The following is a 17,798-nucleotide window of genomic DNA, read 5'->3' as shown; positions in this document are numbered from 1 at the left end:
GGCCGGTACGCCCCCGACCCCACCGCCGCCACGAAATCCACCCACACCCGCTCCCGCACCACCACCCGCGACTGCCGCCACCGCACCTCAACGAACGGCCCGAACCGATCCCGCCGCGCCTGCACATCACCCCACTCATCACCCCGCTCATCCCCGGTCATGCGGGCTCCTCGGGTGCCGCCGACCCGTACAACGCCGTATAGCGCTCCCGATACAGCCGCACGATCCGCCCCACCGCCGTCTCCAGCGCCGAACACGGACACGACGTGTACCCCGACACCCCGCTCGACACCGCAGCGCCCAACCGCCACCGGTAACGCCACCCGATCGGCCCGCACTCACACCACACCGTCAGATCCACCACCCAGATCCCCACCAGCGCCACCCCGTCAACCTCCGAGGTCTGCGACTCGATCCCCGACCACCGCAGCCGATCCGCCAGCCTGCGCGCCAACGCCCCGGCCGGACTCAACACCGGCGCCGCAGGCCTCACCATGCCTTCCGCCCGACGCCCGCGAGGAAATGCATGTTCTCCGCGTCAACCTCACAGAACCGATCGCCGGGCTCCGGACGCCACAGCGGCACCCGCACCAACCCCGGATCCACCAACTCCAAGCCCGCGTGCGTGAAGAACCGTTCGATCTCCTCCGCCGAGCGCACCACCCCCGGAGCCGACGCCCGCCCGTACACCGAGCCAGCCGCAGCCAGCGTTTCCGCCGACTCCAGCGCATGCGACACCACCAGGAACGACCCCGGAGCCATCGCATCCATCACCGTCTTGACGATCTCGTGCGGCCCGTACTCCTCCGCCACGAAATGCAACGACGCCACATACAGCACCGCCGTACGCCGCCCCTCGAAATCCAGCAGCGCATTCACCACCGGATGTTCTAGGAACTCTTCCGGCTCGCGAAGGTCAGCCTCAACCATCTGCGTCAACGGGTCGGTGGCCAGCAGCGCCCGCCCATGCGTGCACACCGTCGGGTCGTAATCGCAGTACACCGTCCGCGCGTCCGGGATGAACTCCCGCGCCACCTCATGCACGTTGCCCATGCTCGGATAGCCCGTGCCGAAGTCCACGAACTGACCGATCCCCTGCTCACCCGCCAGGAACCGCACCACCCGACCCAGAAAAGCCCGGTTCGCCCGCGCGTACCTCTTCGTACCAGGAAGGAGCACTTCCACCATGGCAGCCGCTTCACGATCTACCTCGTAGAAGTCCTTACCACCCAGCCAGAAGTCATACATACGCGCCACATTCGGCACCGCCGCGCCAACGGGCGGACTGCCTGTCGGGAACCTGCGCCGATGACCCAGAAGATCCGCATCCACCGACACCGCCTGTTCCCCAGGCGGGGCGGGAAGATTTGAGCTGGGGTTGCTGACATTCTTCGGCTCGCTTGACGACGATTCGATATCTGGGATGCCTTTGGTCTTTTCCCCAGCTACGGACGATTCGCGGTCCGACGACGATGCAGTGGCAGCGATATTGCGCCGCTCATACTGCTTCAGCTGCTCCTCAAGCATCTCGCCATTGAGGGCGCGCAGTTCGACCGCTTCATTCCCCACCTGCTGAGCAACCCATTCCGAGTGGCTCCCGTCAGGTTTCTGCTCTCGCCAGATCCTCCAGCGCTCGATATATCGACCTTGCAGCTCCTCAATCGAGCTGGGCCACGGTCCGTGGAGGCTTTCGACTCGTTCTCTGTCGGGTCTCATCTCCTCATCCCTCGCTGTGCGACTAGTGCGAGGTTAAGAGTGAGATACCTGGGTAAACAGAAACGCAGCACAGCCGTTTGACTGTGCCGCGTTCAGAAGGGCTACGTAACGTAGCCCTTCTACTCTGAGACGCCCATGTAGTCCGCCAACACTCGTTGGTCGCCAGTGAGCGTCCGCGCCCTCTTGCTCATCACATCACGAAGCGTATCCCTCGCCATCTGCTGATACCTGAGCCACTGAGGGCTCCGTCCACGAATGCCCAAAAGGATATCTACTGCCCCGTCTGGGTTGTTTGTCTCACTATGTGCCCGCGCTTCGTCCAGCAGGTGACGGTCCCACTCCTCGTCAGTCATGTCGTCGCCTCGCCTCAGCGGCGCTGAGAGTTCTAGTGCTTTCGCGGCGTCTCCACCAACCACAGCGTTCTCAACCGCCTTGAGCGCGACTGTTACCGGGCCGAAGGTCTTACTGTCCACCGTCCTGTGCTCGCGCTGTAGCGGACCAGCCGCCGCCGTTGCCATCCCTATGTATTCGCGCGCCTCTTGCGGACGGTTGTTCCTCGCTGCTGCTGCACTCGCTCTCAAAAGCATCCAGCCCCAGGCCGCTAGCTCGTCCGGTGTTGCTTTCGACAGCTGAGGTTCAAGCTCTTGCGCAGTCTCGGCGCACAGCCTCTCGACCTCGTCGAAACGTCCCTGGCGAAGCATTGCGTGCGCCTGGCCGCTCACAGCCGCCGCCGCAAGCGGCGTGTCTCCTATCTCTAGCGCGTCCTTCAGAGACATGTGAAGCGCGACCAGCGCCAGGTCATGAGCCCTCACCTGAATCAGGTAACGGCCAGCTAGTCCCACGATGTTCGCCCGCGTCCGTAGCGCGTCTCGCCGCTCCGAATACGCTTCGACATGGTGATGTGCTGAGCGAACCAGGGCAGGCAGAAAGCCTGCCAGGCTGTCATAGCGGTCTGAGTGATACGCGGCCGTCATAGCGTTAACCGCCTTGTTCAGACGAGCGAGATCAAGCTCATCGCCGTCAGCCGTTCCGTAGACCGGACGACCGCTCAGACCCATTGGCGGGTTGATCGCTGACCGAATATCGCTCAGCACGGCCTCGTCATGATCTGCCTCCCGTGGTTCCGGCGACGTGGAACCGACGAAGGTCAGGGTCACTACACCTAGCGTGCGCGCCAGTTGATGAAGCGTCTCAAGCCGGGCGCTACCACCCTGTTCGATCTTCTTGACCACCTGGACACTTAGACCAGCCGCATGGGCGACCTCTTCTTGGGTCATCCCCCGCCTTCTACGAAGTTCACGTAGACGATCACCCATGGCCTCGTGACTTGGCACCGTGCATCACCCTCCCACCGCGTTTAGTGGCGTTCACCAGGCTAGCCGACAGTAACCAGTTCTTACCCTGCCCTTGGTGGACACACGAGTCCTTCGCGATGTCCAGGGAACGGAGATCTACCGGCTACCTGCAAGTCGTTGATGGAGCCCCCATCAGGCAGGACAAAGACCTTTTGGGAAACCCCTCGGGCCAGACACCGCACTGCGTGCCTACGGCCCGCTGGACTCGCCGTAACTCCGGTATAGAAGGACCCGCCTCCGGCGGGGGTCAGACTCCGGGATAGTGATGATCTTGACCCGACGACCATGAGAGGGCTGCCGCGGATCCGCCGTCCCGCCTGGCATCGCCCACACCAAGCCGAGCATGCGGGCCGACGACAGACGGGAACGCTACAGAGGGAGAGGCATGTAGCCGGGAAAACCCCAGCTCACAACCCGAAAGCTTGGCCCGTGCATGGCCCGCGAACAGTCAGCGACAGTAAGTACCAGTGAGTCTCTACGAGACACCCGGATACCTTCCCTCGCGTATTCGCAGGTCAGACACGTGGCAACCCCCTGACCAGGGCCTCAACGATCTCTTTTCCCTGTCCGCAGCCGTCCTTGGTTCTCTGTGGACGACGGGGTCGCGACGGTGCCGGACCGTGGACGAACACAGCCCGGGGACTCGCCTATGACTGTGTGGACGCCGGGTCAAGGGCCGCTTTCGTTCCCCGGCCGCACGATGTACGGGAGGGGTCCGGGAAGTGCGGCCCTAGGGTGTCCGCCGTGAACCCTCCAGCAGCATGCACGCCCCCATCCCTGTCATCACGGCCGGGACAGTCGTCGGCCTGGTCTCTGCCGCGCTGATCGCCACCCGGACGCCCCTAGCGCTCCTCGGCCTGCTCGGTGTGCGGCGGTCGCGTGGGGACTGTGGCAGGGCTGGCGAGGCCCAAGGCTGCCGGCGATCGTCTTCAGCGCCGTCGCGGTGTTCCAAGGCGGGAGTGTGCTGGTCGCTTTCGTCCAGTGGAGCCGTGGCGGGCGGATTCACGATGGTGATCGCCGTGGCCATGGCCGCCCTCGCCCCGGCCGGTTGCGCGACCATCGTGCTGCTGTTTCTGCCGCGGTCGTCACGAGCCTGGTTCGCTCGGCATCGCCGGCCGAAGTCCTGATCCGCCCCCGACCGGCGGCTCGCGAGCGGCGATCCCGGCAATGTCTCGATCAGGCCCGTTCCATCAGGCCCGTGCAGGCGCCGGCAGGCAGTGCGTACGCATCGTGATGCAGCCACCGCGCGGCGATCAGGGGCGAGATTCGGCTATGCGGACAAAGGCGTGGATGTCAAGTTGTTCGCCGCGGGCCGACGGGTCGACACCGGCCGCTCTGAGCGCGGTTTCCGCCTGGGCCGGACTGCCCGCCCACGAGGCCAGGGCCGCGCGCAGGGTTTTGCGGCGCTGTGCGAAGGCCGCGTCGATCACCGCGAACACCTCTTCCCTCGACGCCGTCGTGGCGGGCGGGTCACGGCGGACCAGGGACACCAGCCCTGAGTCCACGTTGGGGGCGGGCCAGAAGACCGACCGGCCGACCGGGCCCGCCCTGCGCACGTCCGCGTACCAGGCGGCCTTGACCGACGGGACCCCGTACACCTTGGAGCCGGGACCGGCGGCCAGGCGGTCGGCCACCTCCGACTGCACCATGACGAGGCCCTTGCGCAGCGACGGCAGCGCTTCCAGCAGGTGGAGCACCACCGGGACGGCGACGTTGTAGGGGAGGTTGGCCACGAGGGCGGAGGGGGTGAAGCCCAGCAGGTCTGTCTCGGAGATTCTCATGGCGTCGGCGTTGATCACCGTAAGCTGTTCGGAGACCCCGCGGTCGGTGACGGTGATGGGAAGCTGGTGGGCGAGCACCGGGTCGATCTCGACGGCCACCACATGCGCGGCCGACGCCAGGAGCTCCAGGGTGAGTGAGCCGAGGCCGGGGCCAACCTCGATGACGACGTCATCGGGGGACAGGTCGGCCACGCGCACGATGCGGCGGACGGTGCCCCCGTCGATCACGAAGTTCTGCCCTAGCTTTTTTGTCGGACGAAGATCTAGCTTGTTCGCCAAAATACGTATTTCTGCAGGGCCCAACAGCCTCATCATCTCCTTAGTCTCCCGCATCGAAGAACCTGAGATGGCGTACGGGGGAACCAGAGGAGAGGATGGCGTGGAACAGGAAGGGACGTCCCTGATGGAGCCAACGGGCGCCGCGCCCCTACGCCCGACGGACTTGCGGGAGGTGGGACCATACCGCCTGCTCGGCCGGCTCGGCGAGGGGGGCATGGGGACCGTGTTCCTCGCGCGGGCGCCGACGGGGCGGTTCGTCGCGCTCAAGGTGGTGAAGGCGGAGTTCGCCAACCAGGAGGGGTTCGCGGCCAGGTTCCACGCGGAGGTCGACAGCGCCCGGCGGGTGGCGTCGTTCTGTACGGCCCAGGTGCTGGACAACGGCAACACCGGGGACGGCAGGCCCTACATGGTGACCGAGTACATCGCGGGCACTCCCCTGTCCGACCAGATAACCAGGCACGGGTCCTTAGACCCAGGGCCGCTGCACGGAGTCGCGCTCGGGGTCGCGGCGGCGCTCGCGGCCATCCACGTGGCCGAACTGGTGCACAGGGACCTCAAACCGGCGAACGTGATCCTTTCGCTGTCCGGTCCCCGCGTGATCGACTTCGGGATCGCCAGGGCGCTCGACCGGGAGAGCGGGTTCACGCTCTCCGGCGAACTGCTGGGAAGTCCGGGCTGGTGGGCGCCCGAGCAGGTACGCGGTGAGCCGGTCAGCCCGGCGGCCGACATCTTCGCCTGGGGCTGCCTGGTGGCCTACGCGGGCAACGGGCGGCACCCGTTCGGCCGTGGCGACCCCATCACGCTGGCCCACCGCGTCCTGAACACCCAGCCCGACCTCGGTACGCTGCCCCCGCCGCTGGACGACCTCGTCCGGCTGGCCACCTCGATGGATCCGGCACAGCGCCCGACGGCGCAGGACCTGCTGATCGCGCTGGTGGGCGGGAACACACCCGTCCCGTCGATCAACCCTCCGACGCTGGTGGCGTCCGGGATGCTGAACGACTGGCGGCCCCCGCAGAAAGAACCGGACGATACGGACGTGACGGCCGCGTTCACGACTTCCTCGCCGGGTGACACGCGGCGGGAGGCGATCGGCGCCCCGGCCGGCTCCGAGCCGCCTCAGGACGACACCCGTCACGACGTCCCTCACGACAGGCCGCAACCCGGTGCGGAAAGCCCTCGCGAGAGCTCGCCGGGCGGGACGCGGGAGGCGCGACAGGGCGCGACGCCCGTCGAGGAGCGGGCGCAACCAGGTGCGGCGTCCCTTGAGGAGCGGGCGCGGCGTGAGGATCTGGCCGCCAGGGAGGATCTCGCCCGGTGGGACGCACGGAACCAGGCCGCAGCACCGCGACCCGCCCAGACGGGCCGGACGGGCGGGGAGCCGGAGGGACGGGCGCCGAAGTCGCGAAGCGCGACCCGTACGGACACCTGGCCCGGCGAGCGCGGCACCCCCGCGCCCGCCGACGTGCCGGCCACGCTCGGCGGCGCCAGGACGTCCGGCACCCGCTGGCTCATCGCCGCCGCGGCCGCCGTGCTGGCCATCGTCGTGACGGCCGGTGTGCTGATCGCTACCTCCGGCCGTACCGGCACCACCCCGGGCGACGCGGGCGCTGTATCGCCGGGGGCCACCGGCGCGCGCCCCAACGACGTGGGCCGCAGGTTCGCGCTGGGCCCGGACTTCGACGATCCCGTCGCCGTCGTCGCCTCCGTCCCGGAGTGCGGGCTCAGGACGTACGAGGGTACGGCGGCGTCCAGGGGGCAGCTCTGCGTGATCCGCTGGACGGTGATCAACCCGGGCGGCGAACGCGTGCCGCTGGCCGAACCCGCCGTCACCATGGTCGACGACCGTGGCGCCCAACACGATCCGGCGGCCGTCACCCTCCCCCCTGCCGTCCCGCCTGGCGGGCGGGTGGACAGCGCGTTCGTGTTCGACCTGCCCAACTACCGCAAACCCGTGAAGATGACGGCGACCATGCCGGATGACCGCAAACAGATCGAGGTCACGCTGTGACGATACGTTCCACTCTCGTCGCGCTGCTGCTCGCTGCCGGAATGCCGCTCGTGTCCGCTTCGGGGACGGCCTGCGCGGGAGAGTCCGACTTCGACGGTGACGGCGTGGCCGACGTGGTGGTGGGCGACCCGTTCGGCGACGGTCAGAAGGGGGCCGTGCACGTGCTGTCGGGCGACAAGGTCTTACCCGTCGCCGTTCCCGGTCTGGCCAGGGGTGACGCGTTCGGCTGGTCGGTACGGATGGCGAAGGTCGACGGGGACGCCTGCGCCGACCTCGTGATCGGCGCCCCCTACGCGGACGTCGACGGCGCCGAGGACGCCGGGGCCGCGTACGTCGTCTACGGCGCCCGCTCCTTGCCCCCGCAGCGGCTGACGGCGGCGCGACCGCAGCGGTTCGCGCACTTCGGCTGGTCGCTGGCGGCGCGGGACGACCTGGTGGCGGTCGGCGCACCGTACGAGGACGAGAACCGGCTGCTCGACGTGGGCGCCGTCTACGTGCGCAAGGGCACCGGCGAACTGCGCAGGATCAGCCAGGAGTCCGTGGACGTGCGGGGCAACAGCGAGGTGGGCGACCAGTTCGGCTGGTCGATGGCGTTCGGGCCGGGGAACGGGCTGCTCGTCGGCGTTCCGTACGAGAACGACGACGGCGTGGGCCGCCAGGTCGAGGACGGCAAGATCGACTCGGGTTCGGTCGTCTTCATCGACGACGTGCTGGCGGCCGAGCTGACGACGGCGAAGCTGGACTCGCCGACCGACACCTCAGGCGACAGGTACGGCTACGCGGTGGCCTACGCCGACGACGCCGGGTACGCGGTGAGCTCGCCGGGCCCGGGGAACGTGCAGTTGCTCGACGAGGCCAGGAAACCGGTGCGTACGGTGACACAGGCGGGCAAGCAGGCGTTCGGCTTCTCGTTGGCCACGTCGGACGACGGCAGGCTGGCCATCGGCGCACCCTACGGCGGCGGCGTGCGGGTGGTGTCCTGGCAGGACCCCTCCGAGGAACGTGTCCTGCCGACCAGCGACGGCCTGTTCGGCTGGTCGGTGGCCTTCAGCGGCAACAAACTCTTCGTGGGGCAGCCGGACGCGCAGCCGTACGGGAGGGTGGCGGTGACGGGCCGCAACGCCGAGACGCCGCGCCCGCTGCAGCCGCCGAAGGGCGCAGACTTCGGGGTGGCGGTGGCCGGTTAGCGGCTCGCACAGGCAGCCGGCGTCAGGAGGGCGGTCAGCGGAGCAGGCGGTCGCCGCAGGTCGGCCACTGGCTCGCCCAGTCGCCGCCCACCCGCTGGTAGAGGACCTGGGCCCGGTACGTCTGCTCCTCCGCGGGCCAGTCGTTCGGCAGCCCGATCCCGCCCACGGCCTCCCACATGCGCGTGCTGAACTGATACATGCCGTAGTGGGGCCCGTCGGGGTTGTAGGCGAGCGGGTCGCCGTGGGCGACGCATTCGGCCAGGGCCGGCCAGTCGAGCCGTGCCACGGCGGGCCTGACCGGTTCGGGATGCCGCGGGGTGACGGTGATGACCGTGCCGTCCCCGGGGAAGCTGTCCAGCGGCGGCGTCACCTGGTGTCCGTGGCCCAGGGTGACGCGTTCCCGTTTGAGCACCTCCCGTACGGTCATGGCCGTCGTCCGCGAGGTGAGCCGCCGGTTGCCCGCGACGACGTGGACCTCGCGCCTGGTGTGGACGGTGAGCGCCATCCCCGACAACGGCACCGCGCGGCCCGGCGGCGCGGAGAGCGTGCCGTTCGCCGGCTCGATGTCCAGCTCGGTCAGGGCGTCGGCGACGTTGGTGGCGGTGACGAGGTGGGTGCTGGTACGGCCGTCCACGGTGACCGTGAGCGGGCGGGCGCGGTGCACCTCGATGACGCCCCCGTCGGCGACGCGTTCCCGCACGGCCGGGCGTACGACGTCGCCGGTGCCCACCGAGATCCCGGCGTCGGCGAGCACCTCCTCCACGGTCCCCGCGAAGCCACGCACGGCCGCCTGCTCGCCGTCGACGACCACGACGACCTCTTTGACCAGCAGGGACGTCGCCACGAGCGTGCCGAGCGCCACCGCGCCCGCCAGGCACACGACGGGCGTCCACGGGGAGCGCCACGGGATGGGCGGGCGCGGCGCGCGCCTCTTGCCTCGCACGGACCACCTCCGGTTACGGGCGGGAAACGCCCGAACGCTAGCCGTGGTCGTGCTCCGGCATCCGCCGGTTCACCAAACGATGGTCACCACTCGCCGAAGACCGTGACTCCGTTGGAGCTGATCGCCTCGCACAACCGGTCAGGATGGGCGGCCTTGACCTTCGCCAGGCAACGCAGGGTCAGGGGAATGAGGTAGGGGGCGTTGGGCTTGCCCCGGTGCGGGACGGGAGGCAGGTAGGGGGCGTCGGTCTCGACCAGCATGAGCTGCTCGGGCGCGACCTCGGCGGCCTCACGTAGGTAGGCGGCGTTCTTGTACGTCACCGGGCCGGAGAACGACATGAAATATCCGGCCTGAACGCACTTTTTCGCCATCTCGGCGTCGCCGGAGAAGCTGTGGAACACCACCTTGTCCGGCGCCCCCTCCTCGGCCAGCACCCTCAGCACGTCGTCGTGCGCCTCGCGGTCGTGGATGACCAGCGCCTTGCCGGTGCGCTTGGCGATCTCGATGTGGGCACGGAAGCTCGCGTGCTGGTCGTCCCTGCTCGCCCAGTCGCGGTAGTAGTCGAGACCCGTCTCCCCCACCGCGCGCACCTCCGGCCGCCGGGCCAGCGCCTCGATCTCGGCCAGCACCTCGGGAGTTGCCTCGTGGGCCTCGTTGGGGTGGACGGCCACGCCGGCGTAGACGCCCTCCTGCTCCGCCGCCACCTCCGCGTTCCACCGGGAGGAGGCCAGGTCGTAGCCGATCGTGACCAGCCGGGTCACGCCCACCGCGCGGGCGTCGGCGAGGATGCTCCGCACGTCGGCCGCGGAGGCCTGCGCGGCCAGGGCCACCGGATCGCCTGACGACGCCTGCCGGTTGCCCACCATGATGTCGAGATGGCAGTGGCTGTCGAACACGGGCGAGGAAAGCGGCTCAGGCGCGGCGGGAATCTTGCTCACGGCATCCAAGGTAGCCTTCCCCGGCCCCGGCGCCGCCCACGAGGGCGGCACACACGAAAGGCGCCGCCCACAGGGACGACGCCTTCGCGTGTGCGGCCTGCCGGACGGTCACTCCGCCAGCCGGGCGAGCTCCTCGTCGACGACCTTCGGGTCGAGCTTCTTGAACAGCGGCACCGGCGGCGCGAGCGGCGTGCCCGGCTTGATCGGCCGGTGCTCCCACCGGGCCGCGTCGTCGTAGTCGCCGGTGATCACCGGGTAGGGGTCGCCGCCGTCCTCGTCGACCTCACGGATCTCCGGCATGCCCGACCACACGCCCTCGCCGCCCAGCATGGCGTGGACCTTGTTGGACGAGCTGGGCAGGAACGGCGTGAGCATCGTCTTGGCGTCGTCGACCACCTGGAGCGCCACGTGCAGGATGGACTTCTGCCGCTCGGGGTCGCCCTTGAGCTTCCACGGCTCCTGCTCGGCCAGGTATTTGTTGGCCTCGCGGACCACGTCGAGCGCCTCGGTGATCGCGTTCTTGAACCGCGACCTGCCGAGCTCCGCGCCCACCGGGCCGAACGCGTTGCGCGAACGCTCAAGCAGCCCCCGGTCGGCGTCCGTGAGGTCACCGGCCTCGGGAACGGCCCCGAAGTTCTTCGCCGCCATCGAGATCGACCGGTTGACGAGGTTGCCCCAGGCCGCGACCAGCTCGCCGTTGTTGCGGTTGACGAACTCCTGCCAGGTGAAGTCGGTGTCCTGGTTTTCCGGGCCGGCCACCGCGATGTAGTAGCGCAGGGCGTCGGCGTCGTAGCGCTCGAGGAAGTCGCGCACGTAGATGACGACCTGGCGGGAGGAGGAGAACTTGCGGCCCTCCATCGTCAGGAACTCGCTGGAGACCACCTCGGACGGCGCGTTGAGCGCACCCAGCGAACCCGGCGTGCCGCCACGGTCGCCCCGGCCGCTGTAGCCGAACAACATCGCCGGCCAGATCTCGGCGTGGAAGACGATGTTGTCCTTGCCCATGAAGTAGTAACCGCGGGCGTCGGGATGCTGCCACCACTGACGCCACGCGTCGGGGTCGCCGGAGCGCCTGGCCCACTCGATCGAGGCCGACAGGTAGCCGATGACGGCGTCGAACCACACGTAGAGCCGCTTGTTGGGCTGGTCGCGCCAGCCGTCGAGCGGGATCGGCACGCCCCAGTCGAGGTCGCGGCTGATCGCCCGCGGCTGCAGGTCGCCGAGCAGGTTGAGCGCGAACTTCAGCACGTTGGGCCGCCACTCGCCCTGCTTGGACTGCAGGTAGGAGCCGAGCACCTCGGCGAAGGCGGGCAGGTCGAGCATGAAGTGCTCGGTCTCGGCGAACACCGGCGTCTCGCCGTTGATGCGGCTCACCGGATTGATCAGCTGGATCGGGTCGAGCTGGTTGCCGCAGTTGTCGCACTGGTCACCGCGCGCTCCGTCGTAACCGCAGATCGGGCAGGTGCCCTCGATGTAGCGGTCGGGCAGCGTGCGGCCGGTGGACGGCGAGATCGCGCCCATCGTGGTCTTCGGGAAGATGTAGCCGTTGTCGTAGAGGCCCTTGAAGATCTCCTGCGTGACGGCGTAGTGGTTCTTCGTCGTCGTCCTGGTGAACAGGTCGTAGGCGAGCCCGAGCCCGGTCAGGTCTTCGGCGATGACGCGGTTGTAGCGGTCGGCCAGCTCCTTGGCGCTGACGCCCTCCTTGTCGGCCTGCACCTGGATCGGCGTGCCGTGCTCGTCGGTGCCGGAGACCATCAGCACCTTGTTGCCCGCCATCCGCTGGTAGCGGCTGAAGATGTCGGACGGCACGCCGAAACCTGAGACGTGCCCGATGTGGCGAGGGCCGTTAGCGTACGGCCACGCGACGGCGGTCAAGATGTGCTGGGACATGGTCCTAAGCCTACGGGGTCTATGAAGATCATTTGTTACGGTCGCCAGTGGTTCCGCCACCGCACGCCTTCGAGAATTTCGTTACGGTCACCGGCGGTCCACCACCCGCCGCACTTCGGCTGAGGGCCCTCCAGGAAACGGCTTCTGACCCTTCACCGCTACCCGCCGCAACGCGAGCCCACCTTGACCGTGTTCCGTGGTCCACGCCTCATCCACGGCACGGGCCGGCAGGGCGCTCCGTAACGGCGGCGCGCCACTGACCTGTCAGAGGGCGTTTCCCTGGACAGAGGCCCGCCCGCGACGGCGGATGGCCGACCACGACAGCGCGTGAAAACCCGAACCCCCACACCGGCCAGAGGGCGCCTCCCTGAACAGAGGCCGGTCGGGCGGGGGTTATTGCTTGGACTTTTCGAGGGAGATCGCCTCTGCGGCCTCCTCGGCTGCCTTGGCGGCCACGTCGATGGAGCTCTCGCGGGTGCGGCGGATGCCCAGGATGCTGATGAACAGCGAGGCGAAGATCGTCTGGAAGCTCATGATGAGCGCCGTCGCCGACGGAACGACGAGCCGCAGCGACTCGCGCGGGTTGAGCTCGCCGAAGCTGCGCACCTGCCAGTGCACCAGCGACATCACCAGCCCGACCAGGCCGGCCAGTGCCAGCAGGCCGCCCACCACGAGCCCCTTCTCCAGGGTCACGATGTCGATGATCTTCCGGATGCGCGGCGACTCCGGCAGGAACCCCTCCTCGGCCGCGTAGACCTTGGTGAACAGCGCGAACAGGGCGGCCTGGAAGCCGATCACCATGAGCGCGGACGTGCCGACCAGCGTGTCGACGTCGAAGGCCAGCTCGCCGATCTCGACCGGGCCGAACGTCAGCGCGGTGCTCGCGACCAGGCCGATGATCATCATCAGCACGCCGGGGTAGAAGAACAGCCACTTGGGGCTGTAGAGCAGCAGGAAACGCAGGTGACGCCAGCCGTCGCGCCACGAGCGCAGGTGCGGCGGGCGGGAGCGGCCGTCGGGCGAGAGCGTCGTGGGCACCTCGCGCACGTCGAAGCCAGCCAGCGTGGAGCGGACCACCATCTCCGAGGCGAACTCCATGCCGCCCGTCTGCAGCTGCAGCCGCAGGATGGACTCGCGCCTGAAGCCGCGCAGCCCGCAGTGGAAGTCGCCGATCGCCGACGGGAAGAACAGCCTGCCGATGAACGACAACACCGGGTTTCCTAGATAGCGGTGGAGCGGAGGCATGGCCCCCTGGGCTATGCCGCCCTTGAAGCGGTTGCCCATCACCAGGTCGGCGCCGTCGCGCAACTGCTCGACGAACGGCAGCAGTGAGGTGAAGTCGTAGGAGTCGTCAGCGTCGCCCATGATCACGAACTTGCCGCGCGCCGCCCGGATCCCGCCCATGAGGGCGTTGCCGTAGCCCTTTTCATCGACGTGGACAACGCGGGCGCCGGCATCACGGGCCAGCTGCTGTGAGCCGTCCGTGCTGCCGTTGTCGGCGATCAGGACCTCGCCCTCGATGCCGTGCTCCTCCATGCACGCCAGTGCTTTGCGCACACAGACTTCCACGGTCTCCGCCTCGTTGAGGCAGGGCATGACCACCGTCAGTTCCACGTGTCTACCCTTCAGTTAAGGCTGTTCCAGTCAACCATCATGCCCTGTGCCCGAGTGTGGTCGGGTCAAGACCCGAAAACGACTGGCATTCTTTACAGCATGGTGAGCGTCGCGGAGATTACCCCTGTGGACCACTCCGCTCCTGGCCCGGCAGCCCGTGCGCTGTCCATGTTGCGCCGGCATCGGGTGTTCGCCGCGGCCTTCGGCGTGGGTGCCGTGCTGCGGCTCATCACCATGCTCGGCTACGGCCCGGCCATGTGGTTCAACGACTCGTACGAGTACGTATCGGTGGCCCTGCACCCGAGGCCGCACCCGATCCGGCCCGACGGCTACGCCTTCTGGCTGATGTTGCTCAAGCCGTTCCACAGCTTCACCCTGGTGGTTCTCACGCAGCACCTGATGGGCCTGGCCACGGCCTGCATGATCTATGCGCTGCTGCGCATCAAGTTCAGGTTGCCGAAGTGGGGGGCCACGCTGGCGGCCGCGCCGGTGTTGTTCGACGCCTACCAGATCCAGCTTGAGCAGCTGGTGATGTCCGACACGACGTTCATGTTGCTCGTGGTCGGCGTCATCACGATGGTGTTGTGGAAGCGGCGGCTGACGTGGAAGGCGGGGGTCGTCATCGGCCTGCTGCTGGCGCTGACGTGGCTGACTCGCTCGATCGGGCTGCCCATCCTGGCACTGGTGGTGCTCTATCTCCTGGTCATGCGCACGGGCTGGCGGCCCATCACGGCCGTCATCACGGCCTGCGCGATCCCGGTGCTGGCCTACATGGGCTGGTTCGCCTCCGCGTACGGCAAATTCGCCATGACCAACAGCGACGGCCTCATCCTCTACATGCGCACGGCCATCTTCGCCGACTGCAACAAGATGGACATCGACAAGTACAAGGAGGTGCAGCTGCTGCTGTTGTGCATCAACGACCCGGTCAACCAGCGCAAAGACTACGCCCAGTGGTATCTGTGGGGTCAGGGCAACGGCGACGGCACGGGCACCGGCGAGGTGCTGCACCGCTGGGGCACCAACAAGAAGTTCAGCGAGATCACCAACGAGGCGGCCAGCAAGTTCGCCACGCGGGCCATCCTTTCGCAGCCGGGTGACTATCTGCAGGTGGTGGTGCGCGACTTCTTCCGTTCGTTCCACTGGGCCCGGCCGCGTTTCCCGGACGAGTCGACGTACAACATGTACCAGTTCAAGCCCTACTACGAGATCGACGCGAACGGCCAGCCCAAGCGGCTGCCGAGGTGGTCGTCGTACCAGGGCGGCCGCACCGACACCGACGCGTTCAGCTACGAGCAGGGCCCGCCCGAGACGAGGATCGTGCACCCGTGGGCCGACATCATGAGCGGCTACCAGAAGGTGTTCTACCTGCGTGGCATCGTGCTCGGCGGGATCCTGCTGATCGGCCTGTACGGCGTCGTGGTGCGGTGGCGCAAGTTCGGCGGCCCGGTGGTGCTGCCGTGGCTCGGCGCGTTCGGGCTGCTGCTGGCCCCGGCCGCGACGGCGGAGTTCGACTACCGCTATGTGCTTCCGGCCGTGCCGCTGGCCTGCATCGCGGCGGCGATCACGCTGCGCAGGGGGGTCACTTCGGCGCGACGGTCACCCAGGAGCGCAGCAGCATCCTGGCCCACCACTCTGCGTGTGCGATGGTCTCGGCGGTCAGCACAGGGTAAAGCCACCAGAAGTTGACCAGGGCGATGAGCGCGAACGCGCCCACGACCGCGGTCCCGAACGCCCTGCGGGCGGGCGGGGCCGCCGCCTTCCCCAGGATCAGCCCCGCGACCAGCACGAGTGCCAGCACCATGAACGGCACCACGGGGATCATGTAGAAGAGGTACATCGTGCGGTTGTCGGCGATGGCGTAGTAGAACCACGGCAGCCAGCCGACCGCGTAGCCCGTCAGCACGGCCCCGGCCCGCCAGTCGCGGGTGTTGAAGTACCACACGACGAGGGCGATCAGCGCGAGCGCGGCCCCGTACCAGATGGCGGGGGTGCCGGCCCCGATGACGGCCTGCGAGCACTTGTCGGCCCCGCACGCCGCCGGCGGCAGGTCCCCGTCGTAGTGGAAGGTGACGGGCCGCAGTAGCAAGGGCCACTGCCAGGGCTCGGACATGTACTGGTGGTAGGTGTCCAGCCCGCTGTGGAAGCCGAGCACCTGCAGCTGGTACTGCAGCCACGACCGCACCGAGTCGACCACGAAGAACGCGGGCCCCGACGAGGTGGCCTGCGCCCAGTTGCGTCCCCAGCCGTCCGCGCTGACGAACCATCCGGCCCACGACGCCGTGAACGTCGCCGCGGACACGAGCGCCATCGCCCCGAACCCGCCGGGCAGGTCGTGCGCCAGCGCCGCCCGGATCGACCGGCGTTCGCCCAGCGCCCGCCTGGCCCCGATGTCCCATATGAGGCTCATGACGAGGAACGCGAGCAGAAAGAAGACGCCCGACCACTTGACGGCGCACGCCGCGCCCATGCAGAGGCCCGCGGCGATCCGCCAGGGTCTGAGCCCGAGCCGCGGCACCACGCCGGCGGCGGGCGAGCTCTCGTACCAGGCGACCAGCCGTTCCCGGGCCTGGTCGCGGTCGGCCACCAGGCAGGCGAACCCGGCCAGCACCCAGAACATGAGGAAGATGTCGAGCAGTCCCGTGCGCGACAACACCAGGTGCAGGCCGTCGAGGGCCAGCAGCAGGCCGCCCAGGCAGCCGAGCAGCGTCGAGCGGGTCATCCGCCGCGCCACCCTGGCGAGGATGAGGATCGACAGGGTGCCGATCAGGGCGGCGGCGAACCGCCAGCCGAACGGGTTGAGCCCGAACAGCCACTCGCCCGCGCCGATCATCCACTTGCCCAGCGGCGGGTGGGCCACGAACGACGCGCACTCGGACGGCTGCGCGCACTGCTTGAAGATGTCCAGGTTGCCGGCGATGAGGCGGCGGTCGGCGACGGGGTTGTCGGCGTCGCCGAGCATGGTCCGCTCGACGCCGTAGGTCAGCAGCGAGTAGGCGTCCTTGATGTAGTACGTCTCGTCGAAGACGACGGCCTTGGGCTCGCCGAGCCTGACGAACCTGAGGATGCCGCCGAAGATCGCCACCACGATCGGCCCCAGCCACCCCAGCAGGACGCCGTCCTGCATGGGAGGGATCAGTCGACGCGGTGCTGCCCCCCAATTCCTCACGAAGCGCACCTTATGGTGTCGCTGATCTCCTGTGCACCAGATCGTAAAGCTCACGCTTGGGGACGCCCGCCCCCTTGGCCACCTCGGCGACGGCGAGCTTGCGCTGCGTCCCCTCGGCCACCATCCGGTCGACCTGCGCGACGAGCGCGTCCATGTCCTGCTCCTCCGCCCGCGCGACGTGGCCGGCGACCACGACCGTGATCTCGCCCTTGACTCCTGACTCCGCCCACGCGGCCAGCTCGCCGAGACCGCCCCTGCGCACCTCTTCGTACGTCTTGGTCAGCTCGCGGCAGACCGCCGCCTCGCGGCCGGGCCCGAACGCCTCCGCCATGGCCGCCAGGGAGCTCGCCAGCCGGTGCGGCGCCTCGAAGAAGACCATCGTGCGTTCCTCGCCCGCCAGCGCGGCCAGGCGGCGGGCACGCTCGCCCGGCTTGCGCGGCGGGAAACCCTCGAAGCAGAACCGGTCGCTCGGCAGCCCCGACACGGCCAGGGCCGTGGTGACGGCGCTCGGGCCCGGCAGCGCGGTGACCGTGACGCCGGCCTCGACCGCGAGCCTCGTCAGGCGGTAGCCCGGGTCGGACACGCCCGGCATGCCGGCGTCGGTGATCACGACGACCGTGCGGCCTTCCCGCAGCACCTCGACGAGTTCCTGGGCCCGGCCCGCTTCGTTCTGGTCGTAGTAGGACACCACCCGCCCGGCGATCTCCACGCCCAGCTCCGTGGCGAGCCGGCGCAACCGCCGGGTGTCCTCGGCGGCCACCACGTCGGCGCCTTCGAGCGCCTCGCGCAACCGCGGCGAGACGTCGCCCGCCCGGCCTATGGGAGCCCCTGCCAGCACCAGCCTGCCGTCACCAGTCACCTGGCCATTGTGGCAGGCTATCCCTATTAGACGGTGTTTCTGCATGGCTTTCCGCT

At 68.6% G+C, this 17,798-nt stretch carries 13 protein-coding genes; 3 read left to right on the top strand and 10 right to left on the bottom strand.

All coding sequences use genetic code 11. The features are described 5' to 3' along the window. Positions 1–157: 157 nt before the first annotated feature. The 4 genes from E1267_RS06830 to rsmA all read right to left on the bottom strand — a co-directional run bounded on the left by E1267_RS06830 (position 158) and on the right by rsmA (position 5,164). Positions 158–496, bottom strand: a complete 339-nt coding sequence (locus E1267_RS06830; RefSeq protein WP_132330901.1) for a hypothetical protein — start codon at positions 494–496, stop codon at positions 158–160. Further along, the gene (locus tag E1267_RS06825; RefSeq protein ID WP_246063559.1) at positions 490–1,716 is read right to left on the bottom strand and encodes an SAM-dependent methyltransferase; all 1,227 of its coding nucleotides are present in this window, start codon (positions 1,714–1,716) and stop codon (positions 490–492) included. Before E1267_RS06825 ends, E1267_RS06830 begins: the two co-directional genes overlap by 7 nt. Before the next feature lie 119 nt (positions 1,717–1,835). Continuing rightward, on the bottom strand, positions 1,836–3,032 hold the full coding sequence (locus tag E1267_RS06820) for a helix-turn-helix domain-containing protein (protein ID WP_132330914.1): 1,197 nt from the start codon (positions 3,030–3,032) through the stop codon (positions 1,836–1,838). 1,292 nt (positions 3,033–4,324) lie between these two features. Continuing rightward, positions 4,325–5,164 (bottom strand): 16S rRNA (adenine(1518)-N(6)/adenine(1519)-N(6))-dimethyltransferase RsmA, encoded by an 840-nt coding sequence (gene rsmA / locus E1267_RS06815; RefSeq protein WP_220449370.1) that lies wholly within the window; start codon positions 5,162–5,164, stop codon positions 4,325–4,327. Between the two features lie 139 nt (positions 5,165–5,303). Between rsmA and E1267_RS46195 the strand changes: the two genes are divergently transcribed. Both E1267_RS46195 and E1267_RS06805 read left to right on the top strand, forming a co-directional pair. Next, positions 5,304–7,142 (top strand): serine/threonine-protein kinase, encoded by a 1,839-nt coding sequence (locus tag E1267_RS46195; RefSeq protein ID WP_281283595.1) that lies wholly within the window; start codon positions 5,304–5,306, stop codon positions 7,140–7,142. After that, on the top strand, positions 7,139–8,329 hold the full coding sequence (locus E1267_RS06805; protein ID WP_132330897.1) for an FG-GAP repeat protein: 1,191 nt from the start codon (positions 7,139–7,141) through the stop codon (positions 8,327–8,329). The genes E1267_RS46195 and E1267_RS06805 overlap by 4 nt, the downstream gene beginning before the upstream one ends. Positions 8,330–8,363: 34 nt before the next feature. Here the strand turns inward: E1267_RS06805 and E1267_RS06800 are convergent, their stop codons facing one another. The 4 genes from E1267_RS06800 to E1267_RS06785 all read right to left on the bottom strand — a co-directional run bounded on the left by E1267_RS06800 (position 8,364) and on the right by E1267_RS06785 (position 13,714). Then, the gene (locus E1267_RS06800; RefSeq protein ID WP_132330895.1) at positions 8,364–9,272 is read right to left on the bottom strand and encodes a resuscitation-promoting factor; all 909 of its coding nucleotides are present in this window, start codon (positions 9,270–9,272) and stop codon (positions 8,364–8,366) included. Positions 9,273–9,355: 83 nt separating this feature from the next. Then, the gene (locus tag E1267_RS06795) at positions 9,356–10,210 is read right to left on the bottom strand and encodes a TatD family hydrolase (protein ID WP_132330893.1); all 855 of its coding nucleotides are present in this window, start codon (positions 10,208–10,210) and stop codon (positions 9,356–9,358) included. 108 nt (positions 10,211–10,318) lie between these two features. Then, complete coding sequence (metG, locus tag E1267_RS06790; protein WP_132330891.1) at positions 10,319–12,100, bottom strand: methionine--tRNA ligase; 1,782 nt, start codon at positions 12,098–12,100, stop codon at positions 10,319–10,321. A gap of 393 nt (positions 12,101–12,493) precedes the next feature. Then, positions 12,494–13,714: a glycosyltransferase family 2 protein gene (locus E1267_RS06785; RefSeq protein ID WP_181957752.1), complete on the bottom strand. Its 1,221-nt coding sequence runs from the start codon at positions 13,712–13,714 to the stop codon at positions 12,494–12,496. A 99-nt stretch (positions 13,715–13,813) separates the two neighbouring features. Between E1267_RS06785 and E1267_RS06780 the strand changes: the two genes are divergently transcribed. Beyond that, complete coding sequence (locus E1267_RS06780; RefSeq protein ID WP_246063555.1) at positions 13,814–15,403, top strand: hypothetical protein; 1,590 nt, start codon at positions 13,814–13,816, stop codon at positions 15,401–15,403. On the opposite strand, the gene E1267_RS06775 is transcribed toward E1267_RS06780, so the two are convergent. Then, positions 15,297–16,841, bottom strand: a complete 1,545-nt coding sequence (locus tag E1267_RS06775) for a dolichyl-phosphate-mannose--protein mannosyltransferase (protein WP_132330889.1) — start codon at positions 16,839–16,841, stop codon at positions 15,297–15,299. The genes E1267_RS06780 and E1267_RS06775 overlap by 107 nt on opposite strands. Positions 16,842–16,893: 52 nt before the next feature. Further along, positions 16,894–17,742: a 16S rRNA (cytidine(1402)-2'-O)-methyltransferase gene (gene rsmI, locus E1267_RS06770; RefSeq protein ID WP_246063553.1), complete on the bottom strand. Its 849-nt coding sequence runs from the start codon at positions 17,740–17,742 to the stop codon at positions 16,894–16,896. Between the last annotated feature and the right edge of the window lie 56 nt (positions 17,743–17,798).

Source organism: Nonomuraea longispora (assembly GCF_004348345.1).
Lineage (GTDB): Bacteria > Actinomycetota > Actinomycetes > Streptosporangiales > Streptosporangiaceae > Nonomuraea > Nonomuraea longispora.
The sequence above is the reverse complement of the archived record's forward strand: the minus strand, read 5'-3'. Positions and strand labels throughout refer to the sequence as shown.

Coding starts and splice junctions, on each gene's coding strand:
- E1267_RS06830 (WP_132330901.1), bottom strand. CDS start 496: ATGGTGAGGCCTGCGGCGCCGGTGTTGAGTCCGGCCGGGGCGTTGGCG.
- E1267_RS06825 (WP_246063559.1), bottom strand. CDS start 1,716: ATGAGACCCGACAGAGAACGAGTCGAAAGCCTCCACGGACCGTGGCCC.
- E1267_RS06820 (WP_132330914.1), bottom strand. CDS start 3,032: ATGGGTGATCGTCTACGTGAACTTCGTAGAAGGCGGGGGATGACCCAA.
- rsmA (WP_220449370.1), bottom strand. CDS start 5,164: ATGAGGCTGTTGGGCCCTGCAGAAATACGTATTTTGGCGAACAAGCTA.
- metG (WP_132330891.1), bottom strand. CDS start 12,100: ATGTCCCAGCACATCTTGACCGCCGTCGCGTGGCCGTACGCTAACGGC.
- E1267_RS06780 (WP_246063555.1), top strand. CDS start 13,814: ATGGTGAGCGTCGCGGAGATTACCCCTGTGGACCACTCCGCTCCTGGC.
- E1267_RS06775 (WP_132330889.1), bottom strand. CDS start 16,841: ATGCAGGACGGCGTCCTGCTGGGGTGGCTGGGGCCGATCGTGGTGGCG.